Origin of the sequence: Neptunomonas antarctica, from assembly GCF_001305295.1 — a bacterium.
Classification (GTDB): domain Bacteria; phylum Pseudomonadota; class Gammaproteobacteria; order Pseudomonadales; family Balneatricaceae; genus Neptunomonas; species Neptunomonas antarctica.
Genome location: NZ_LJSI01000022.1, coordinates 1 through 9,209 on the forward strand (window position 1 = coordinate 1; position 9,209 = coordinate 9,209).

Below are 9,209 nucleotides of genomic sequence, written 5' to 3' on the forward strand. Positions count from 1 at the left end.
CTGACAAAAAAAATGATGCCAACATGGATACAAGTCCTGGAAAAGTAATGGTAATCCTCCTATTTTAATAAAAAAATTGCACAAAAAATAATAAAAGTTAGTTTCATAACATTTATTTTTACTAATCCCTAAGTATTATACCCGTAGTGATTGGGGTTTAGTTTAAAACATAACGCCCGCATTTGCGGCTGTTTTGAAGCGCAGCGGAAAAACAGTCCGGCAACATGCGCTTGTTAGCTTTTTAACCTATGCAAATTTGCTTCTGCACTTAGCAGTTTTAAACTTGCCTTTCTTTGATGAAAAGAACACCAATCATTAAGTAATTTTTGGTCCGTTACCTGACCTCTCTGATCAGTATCAACTGGTTTAGGGTTTGTTAAAGCAACAGACTCAATATCTATGTGACACTGCTGCAAAAATCCAATTAACAGGTCATCAAATGAAGGTGATAAGTAAGACACATGACTGTTTTCATAAGTTAATTTAGTTCCAAGAACTGGGCACACATCTACTTTATCCAAGGAAGCAGATTTGTATGCCATAATAGTTTCTTTTACGGCTCTCCGAAAAGCCATAGAGACAACAGTTTTCTGAGAAGCAGGCTGTATACAATGAACCCAGCTACAATCTATGCTCGTACCATCTACTCTGTGGATATAAAGACAACGATTATTGTGAAAGTCCCTTTCTACAGCTATGTAATCTATTCCAGCACCTTTCTTTTCTGAGTACTCAGAATGCAAGGTAAATAATGAAACGAAAAAATTCTCATCTTCCAACCGTAGACGCTCACCTGCTTCATATTGGTTAATTCTGTTCCGAGCCTCTTCAGTGGCACTTTTCTTGGTCTTAAACTGATATGTTCCAAATGCTATCGGTTTTGCCACATCACTCTCCTTAAAAAGCTAACGCCGCGCTAAGCGGACTAAAATAGTTGGTTATAATGTGTAGCGAAGCGAAACCTAACCAACTGTTTTAGTTCCGTTTAAGCGCCTTGTTAGCTGTTGATTTACTTCATGTGCAACTACGGTAAGACGCTTAGTCATGTTATCATTCTCTATTTTAACCAAAGAGCGTGTTTCATGATCAGGCTTATCTGCTGCTCTTGAATAAGTTACTATTTCATTGCCATCAATATCTGTACTTACATTTAAGTTTATTGCTTGGCTACCAAGGTGTTTAATATAAATAATTTTTACACCTTCTTTCAACTTACCTGCATATTCAAGCATTGACACAGAAACTTTCGCATTCTCACCACACGCAACGATATACTTTGAAATATTTTCAATTTCAGAAGCGAGTCGATTCAAATTACTTACTCCCAACACTTGTTGTAACTCAGCTTCAGCTCTTTGTGTTTTTTTAATATATTCTACCTGAGCCCACGAATTCGTTACTACAATATCAGTACGAGTAAACCCACTCCTATTAAAATCATTCGTTAAAATATTTAGAATCGCATTTAAATTCGTACCTGTTTGTCCTTTTGCTGGACCTTGAGGGGTAGCTTCTTCTTCATCTTTCCCTGGACACGATAAAACAATTGCAATCTCTTCTGACAAACCTGATTCAAAATGAACTGAATTCACGAATATACTCCTAAACAGCTAACGCCCGGTTAACAGGCAAAAAATAGTTGGTTAAAATTAGCGACGAAGGAGCAAAACCAACTGTTTTTTGTCCTTGTTTAACAGCTTGTTAGCATACGCGTGCACTATCGTTGTTTTAATGCTGCTACAGCTAAACCTGATGTAATAAAGGTTAAACCCGCACCAATATTTAAGCCATTTATAACTTTAGGTTTTTCATGAAGCCAGCCAGCTAAGCGTGATGCAAAAACTCCCATTAACGCGAAGCCTACTGCCGTTAACAAAGCAAACCACATACCATATACAATCATTTGAGTTGTGACTGAACCGAGTTCAGGATTAACAAATTGTGGAATAAATGCAAGCACAAACATCCCAGGTTTCGGGTTGAGTGCAGCAGATAAGAATCCAGTTGTTAAGATACTAGTAAATGGTTGTTTTTCAGTTGGTGTTAGATTTATAAGGCTTCGAGATCTTAATACTTTTATACCTAACCAAATTAAGTATCCAGCACCGATTAACTTTACAATGATAAAGGCTAACTCTGAAGTTTGTATTAATAATGTAAGTCCAAATGTAGCAGTTAATATATGAAATAAAATCCCCATTCCAGAGGCTGCTCCAGAGAAACACGCAGCAAGCTTACCTTGGCTTAAACCGCGGCCAATAGCCAAAATATTATCTGGGCCCGGTGATATAACCAAAAGTAAACACGCTAGTGTATATGTAATCCAAACTTCTATCGGAAACATCAATCATCCTTAAGTATGCTAACGCCCCATTAAGAGGCTTTTAATTGTTGGTTAAAATGTGAAGCGAAGCGGAACCTAACCAACTGTTAAAAGTCCTGCTTGAATGGCTTGTTATAAAGCTATTGGTAAATACTACCGTTATGCTTTAACCAACCGCCAATATGGTGACCATTTGGGTCTCTATGAGTCCAATGAACTACGCCACCTTTATTATTCCATTCATATTCACCATAGAATTGAACTGTATCACCTTTTGAAATCGAGTTGACTCTTGGGGCAAGATCAATATTATGTGAGATTAAGATAGTGTTACCAGCGCTTAATTTAAGGATGAATTTTTGATGACGCGAACCTTGATTATCATCGCTTAATATACGAATAACTTTGCCAGCGCCTTTGACTTGAACATTACTTTGATGATTTTTATATGCTTCATTAAGAGATGTAGAATTTGCAAAACTTGACCACTGTAAAAAAGTGAAACCTACTAAAATCAATATTAATAGTTTACGCATACACCAAACCTTCCCTAGCTTTATAACGCCTCGTTAAGAGGCTAAAAATTGTTGGCTAAAATGTTGAGGAACGAAAACAGCCGACTGTTTTTTGTCCTTTTAAACGACTTGTTATGTAAGTGGTATATCTCCATATCCCCAAATCATTGTTCCTATAATTGCTAGTATAGGACTTAAAATTTTTGCCACACTGTATGACGTTTTCCATGCTACTTTTAAGTTTTTGAAGTTCTCATTACCCTGCAACAAAATAGACTCTGCAACAATAGCGAAAATAACTAATAAAGAGCCACTGCGCTGAAACCATATGTGCGGAGGTTCTCCTTTCGGAGGTTCAACAATAGAAAACAAAACTAACATAGGGGTCAAAACCCCAAGGAAAACCAAGAAATAGCTCATGAAAATTAAATTTTTTCCATTTAAATTGAAAGTTTTTCTCATAATTAGATTCCTTTCTCGACTCACATAACAGTCTGTTTATGAGGTACGTATCCTCATAATAATTATTATCAGGAATCCTTATAATTCCGAAAATCATTTATCATGAACACTAATTACTTGATATTCATAAATAATATACACAGAACTGCCGCCAAAAACTAATAGAGAAAAAATACGCGAAATTTTCATTGGCTTTCTTAAGCAAAATTAAACGGTATAAATAAACAGATTTTGAGAAAAGACTACTCAATGACTCACTCCCCATTCCTTCTGTCTATCCGCGAGTACATGCTTGTTAGGCGCTATAGTCGTAGAACCATAGCGGCATATTTATACTGGATCAAGCCCATATGTTTTTCAATAGTATCATGAATGACTGCTGTCGACCCCTAAGCTGACATTAACGCCCGCATTTGCGGCTTGTTTGGAGCGTAGCGGAAAACAAGTCCGGCAACATGCGTTTTTTAGGCTTTAAGTTTTCGAATGAATTGATAATCTTTAAACCAATCTTTGCATCCAGTTGAAACGTGTCTAGTACGATTAAGCTCTACCTTAAATTGCTCGTTGTTAGTAGTATTTGATAGCATTTCAATTAATTGCGGAACACTAAAGAACCTACAATTAAAAAATGGATTATTTTCTCCACAATATAAACTTGAGAAAATATCAGTTCGATATTGATTCTGAAGCTCCGCAAGGTGTTTATTTATTGTTTTATCTTTCTCTACATTACCGCTATCAATTTTCGCATTCATTAGGCTGCCAAGTACTTGGTGTACAAAAGAGCCATCTTGAACACCAAAGAACCCAAACAAGGACAAAGCTACGCGTTCAACCTTCCTACCTGATAATTCTATTATTGAACCATCATCAAATTCAATTTTCCCATTGCGCCTTAGCATATATTCATGACAACCTGTTTGGGCCAACGCATGTAATAAAGACTGTGACAAGTCAATTATCGACCTTAGTGTATCTCCAGCCCGTGCATCAGAAGTAAGGGTTTTTCTTTTTAGCTCAATAATTATGATTGTATCATCCGTTTCTACAATGAAATCACATTCACGTTTTTGGCTTTGAATACACAACTCTCTCGATACAAGTTTCGGAACCTTATACTCTTTATTCGAATGGAATTTCACTCCGCTTCGCTCAAACAGTTTTTCAACCAATTCTTCTGCCACTTTACCTATTAAATTTCCATCTGCTCCATTTATTTTGCACAACTCTATCAAGCAGTTATAAAACCCATAATTGCAAATAATAGGATTCACATATAAGTATTTACCTTCAACATAGACAAAAGGTTTCTCGAAATAATTTCGTTTAGATATTTCATCTGGCTTCAAATATGAAGCATTGATTTCATCGACTTGAAATGACATAAAAAACAATGCACCTTCAATATCTTTCACAAAATACTTGTAGTTTAGCCCATGAGTAATTTCATCTACTGAGAACACTAACGGTTCATTATGTTTGGCTTTACTTGAAACCCACTTCAATATATCTATGTAAATTCTTATATTAATATTTAGAGATTCAATTAATGGAGAGGTAAACATACCTTCAATCATTTTAATAATGTGATCAGAACTTACTTGATCTATCGAGAAGTATTGATCATAAAGAATATGCTTTTGTATGGCAGGCAAAATAGTGTCATATCTATGATTTGTATCGCTGAATTTATTGAATGTTTGCAAATTTTTAATACAGAAATAGTGCTTTGATAGCTCTATACATTCAAGAAAAATCTTGTCAGATCTTTTGATCTTCTTAACGTTGTGTAAATTAGTCAAGCTTACATTGAATAAGTACCCCCATGGTATATCAACATTATATTCGAGAGAAATAGAAGGTTCAGAGCGTAAGAAATACCGTTTAGCATCATGATCATAATGCCGTGAAATACAATTAAGAGTTAAGTATATCGACTGATAGCCAAGCTTTTTAAATCTATAGCTAATCGCTGACAGCAATCTATTCTCAGAATCTTCACTGACAACAATATTTCCAGCTTCAATCGTTGTTTTAAACCCCTTATTGTTTAAAAATCTTATGGAGTTTGAAATTAATTTTTTTTCATTATATAAAGTAAAATGAAAATTATTATCATTACTGTGATTAGAAAGACATAAGTATGCTTCTAGGTAGTCCCTCACCAAAACCCATGAATCTAGAGAAACTGAGTAAGATTCCAAACGATTAATAACGTATCTAATCAATCCTACAAATGTAAATGCATTTTTGCACTCAACCTCACCTGATGAAAAATATCTTAGCGCTAGGTGATCTTGTACCTTCTCAAAATCGATCTGACTAAGATCATCCCCATAAAGTTCTTTTTTTATTTTTTCCTTTAAAAATTCCTGCACTTCATGAGTGGTTTTTTGAGTTTCAAACTCATATCCAAATGATTCTGCTACATGTATGAAGCTATCATAACGATCAAAGTTCATTGACCAATTACTATCATCACTTTCTAAAAATTCTAATACAGATTCCATTCTTCAACCTTAAGGAAGCCTAACGCCCTAATAACTGGCGCGTAGGTTGGCGTTGTTTTTGCCATGTTTTTCTTTTGCAAAAACGATGACAACCGTTATGCGTCCAGTTGATTAGCTTGTTATGTGCTTTTTTATTAGCACCTTAATTTTAAGTTGAGAGTCTTCAAACCAAATATGAATCTCTTCATTCATTTCCATAAAAGGATGATCACTCGGTATGGTTGCACCATTTCCTAATTTAGGCTTATTTAATTCCTCCATACCAATGCTGATGATGTCTGCTGAAATACTGGTATCGATAGTCGAATTATTAAAATATAAACTACATAGAGTATCAATCTTTATTCCAAGCCCTATGAACTTATCAATAGCTTTCTCATCATACTTTTTACTTAGATGTAAGCATCGATTAACCTCAACACCTAATGAATAAAATTCATGTATGGCACTTGTAAGATCTTCTAATTTTTCTATCAATCTTTCTTTTCTAGCTCTGTTACCAATAAACCACTGATTCATTAAAAGAAGTGTAACGGCAAGAATAGTTGAAATAGCAACAGTAAATAACTTTGCTTGCTCTGTTGGCCCAGAAAATACTACGTTGAACCATTCAAATATCATAATTAGTTCCTAAATGGATACACCCTGGCACATAACAGTTAGTATACGGATTCCTCGTATTCGGGCCACGTATTGGCCTATCTGAACCCTTTCGTTTATATATAACTTATTGATTTACAGATTTTTTCTATTTTTTACAACAAATTTTTTTAACCTATTTTTAGAGATATGTGGAATAGTTCAATATAAGTGCGTTATATTGTCTGATACGAGGAAAAGCACTGTATATAACATCAGCAAATGGAATTGCAAATGATACGAAAATATAAATCTGATTTATTAGAGTCAGTCCGTCGGGCCATTCTGGTTCGTCATTACAGTATTCACACCGAACAGGCGTACATTCAGTGGATTCGCCGTTATATTTTCTTTAACAACAAAAAGCATCCTAATGAATGTGGAGCTAAACAGGTTGAAGATTTTCTAACTTGGCTTGTTGTCCATCGGCAGGTTTCCTCCAGTACTCAGAATCAAGCTCTTAATGCTTTAGTTTTCCTTTATCGGGAGGTATTGAAACAGCCTTTCGAATATGAAGTTGATGCGGTTCGCTCGAAAAAACCCACTAAAATACCTGTTGTGATGACTCAGGCGGAAGTAGCGATGGTCCTTCAGCAATTAAAAAATACACATTGGCTTATGGCCGCGCTGTTATATGGATCGGGTTTACGATTGATGGAGTGCGTGCGGTTACGCGTTAAAGATATTGACTTTGATTACAGGGCAATCACGGTTCGTTCTGGTAAAGGGAATAAGGATAGAGTCGTTGTTTTAGATGATCATTTAATTCTGCCTATTCGTAATCATTTAAAAAGAGTGCAACAGCAGCACGATGCCGATGTTACTCAAGGCTATGGGGCTGTCTATATGCCGGAGGCGCTTAGCCGTAAATATCCTTCTGCTAATAAATCGTGGGGGTGGCAATATGTGTTCCCTGCTACTCGTTTAAGTGTGGACCCCTATTCAGGCGTTATACGTAGACATCATTTGGATGCATCCTCTTTACAAAAAGCGGTTAGGGCTGCTGTCAGAAACACTGGTATGACTAAGCTAGCGACATGTCACACCTTTAGACATTCTTTTGCTACGCATTTACTGGAACAAGGAGCAGATATACGTACCGTTCAAGAGCAGTTAGGCCACCGAGATGTGAAGACTACTCAAATCTATACACATATTTTAGAACGCGGGGCTGGCGGTGTGCGTAGCCCCTTGTCTGCTTTGTTCAGTCAGTCTTCTTCTTTAACTTGATACAGTGGCTTAACATTCACATCGATAACCAGTCTTTTCCGACCGGGTTCAACCGATGTGAGTGGTTCGACTTCGCGCATGGTATTTAAGCTACGGATGGCTAAGTCCTGATATTGTGCGGTGCCCTGGGATTTCCACGTGATTTCTTTATCAGATAGTTCACGGATAATACGGGCGGGCGAGCCTGCCACCAAGGTGCGATCAGGCACTTCAAACTTAGCTTTTACAAACGACATGGCGGCAACAATCGCCGATTCACCGACCACGGCACCATCCATTATCACGGCGTTCATGCCGACCAATGCGTTCTTTTTAATAATGCAGCCATGCAGTACTGCGCCGTGACCGATGTGGCCATCTTCTTCTACCACGGTGTCACTGCCCGGAAAGCCATGCATAACGCAGGTATCTTGAATATTAGCGCCCTCTTTAAGCACTAACCGACCAAAATCGCCACGTAAACAGGCCGCAGGACCTACATAACAACGCGGGCCTATAATCACATCGCCAATTAAAACAGCGCTTGGGTGTACGTATGCAGTGGGATCAATGACCGGCGTCACACCATCAATTTCATAGACTTTCATTTTGCTCTCCAAACCAGATAATCAGGAAGAATGCCTGATTATAAAAATAGGGTTATCAAAAAGGGGATTGCACATATAACTTAGCAATCCCCTTTTATAACGGAAACAAATACATGAATACCAGTATTTATTAGACTATTCTAATTTTATGCATCCTTTGCTTACTTCGCGTGGCGGCGGCTCTGCACCACCCTAAAACGATTCGCGACATAAGCCAAGTCAGACAAACAGGCATTCGCGGCCGGATTGCAGCCCGTGGCATGGAAGTCACTAAAGGCGGCACTCTGGTTGACGAATACGCCACCGGTGAGGTTGCAGCTCAGTGCGACTCCGCCGTCTAATGCCGCTTCTTCGATCTGTTCCAGTACGCTGTCGTTGCTGGCGTAACAGCCCAGAGTGATTGCACCATGCTGCTTCACGGCTTGTGTTGCCAGGGCAATAGAATGCGCAGTGCTGTCGGTTTTAACGACGAAGCTGATCGGACCAAACAGTTCCTGCATGTAGGTGTCTTGCTGTGCTGCATCAATGCTCATCAGGAGCGGTGAACGCACGCGGGCATTCGGAAAATGCGGGTGCGTCAGTGTTTCTGATTCACGCAGCACTGTCCCCAGGGTTTTGCTGTTGTCGATACGCTCGGCAGTCACCTGTGCCTGAATCGCGCCCAGCACCATGGCGGCACGTTCGGGATCAGAGAGAAATTTACTGACTGCCGTGGCGATATCAGTCGCGACATCATCAAAGCTCTTGTGGCCCTGATCGGTCTCAATTCCGTCTTTGCTGATAAAGATGTCCTGTGGTGTGGTGCACATCTGGCCGGAGTACAGACTCAGGGTAAACGACAGGTTACGCAACATGCCTTTGTAGTCATCGGTGGAGTCGATAATCACGGTGTTGACACCGGCTTTTTCGGTATACACCTGCGCTTGCGTGCAATTCGCTTCGA

10 protein-coding genes are annotated in these 9,209 nt (G+C 38.4%); 1 reads left to right on the plus strand and 9 read right to left on the minus strand.

Annotated features, from left to right (window positions below; all coding sequences use genetic code 11):
• Window positions 1-233: 233 nt before the first annotated feature.
• The 7 genes from Nant_RS03950 to Nant_RS03980 all read right to left on the minus strand — a co-directional run bounded on the left by Nant_RS03950 (window position 234) and on the right by Nant_RS03980 (window position 6,431).
• On the minus strand, window positions 234-887 hold the full coding sequence (locus tag Nant_RS03950; protein WP_054340351.1) for a DCL family protein: 654 nt from the start codon (window positions 885-887) through the stop codon (window positions 234-236).
• A 75-nt stretch (window positions 888-962) separates the two neighbouring features.
• A complete protein-coding gene (locus Nant_RS03955; protein WP_054340352.1) occupies window positions 963-1,592 on the minus strand; it encodes a hypothetical protein in 630 nt (209 codons plus the stop codon).
• A gap of 125 nt (window positions 1,593-1,717) precedes the next feature.
• Window positions 1,718-2,344, minus strand: a complete 627-nt coding sequence (locus Nant_RS03960) for a LysE family translocator (RefSeq protein ID WP_054340353.1) — start codon at window positions 2,342-2,344, stop codon at window positions 1,718-1,720.
• A 119-nt stretch (window positions 2,345-2,463) separates the two neighbouring features.
• On the minus strand, window positions 2,464-2,859 hold the full coding sequence (locus Nant_RS03965) for a DUF3465 domain-containing protein (RefSeq protein ID WP_054340354.1): 396 nt from the start codon (window positions 2,857-2,859) through the stop codon (window positions 2,464-2,466).
• Between the two features lie 111 nt (window positions 2,860-2,970).
• Window positions 2,971-3,300: a hypothetical protein gene (locus Nant_RS03970; protein WP_054340355.1), complete on the minus strand. Its 330-nt coding sequence runs from the start codon at window positions 3,298-3,300 to the stop codon at window positions 2,971-2,973.
• A gap of 464 nt (window positions 3,301-3,764) precedes the next feature.
• The gene (locus Nant_RS03975; protein ID WP_054340356.1) at window positions 3,765-5,810 is read right to left on the minus strand and encodes a hypothetical protein; all 2,046 of its coding nucleotides are present in this window, start codon (window positions 5,808-5,810) and stop codon (window positions 3,765-3,767) included.
• A 111-nt stretch (window positions 5,811-5,921) separates the two neighbouring features.
• Window positions 5,922-6,431, minus strand: a complete 510-nt coding sequence (locus tag Nant_RS03980) for a hypothetical protein (RefSeq protein ID WP_054340357.1) — start codon at window positions 6,429-6,431, stop codon at window positions 5,922-5,924.
• A gap of 252 nt (window positions 6,432-6,683) precedes the next feature.
• On the opposite strand from Nant_RS03980, the gene Nant_RS03985 reads away from it, so the two are divergent.
• Window positions 6,684-7,679 (plus strand): integron integrase, encoded by a 996-nt coding sequence (locus Nant_RS03985; protein ID WP_202904946.1) that lies wholly within the window; start codon window positions 6,684-6,686, stop codon window positions 7,677-7,679.
• Here Nant_RS03985 and paaY read toward each other — a convergent pair.
• A complete protein-coding gene (gene paaY, locus Nant_RS03990; protein WP_054340359.1) occupies window positions 7,658-8,266 on the minus strand; it encodes a phenylacetic acid degradation protein PaaY in 609 nt (202 codons plus the stop codon). The genes Nant_RS03985 and paaY overlap by 22 nt on opposite strands.
• 161 nt (window positions 8,267-8,427) lie before the next feature.
• A partial coding sequence (locus tag Nant_RS03995; protein WP_156298817.1) for an aldehyde dehydrogenase family protein occupies window positions 8,428-9,209 on the minus strand: 782 nt, incomplete at its 5' end.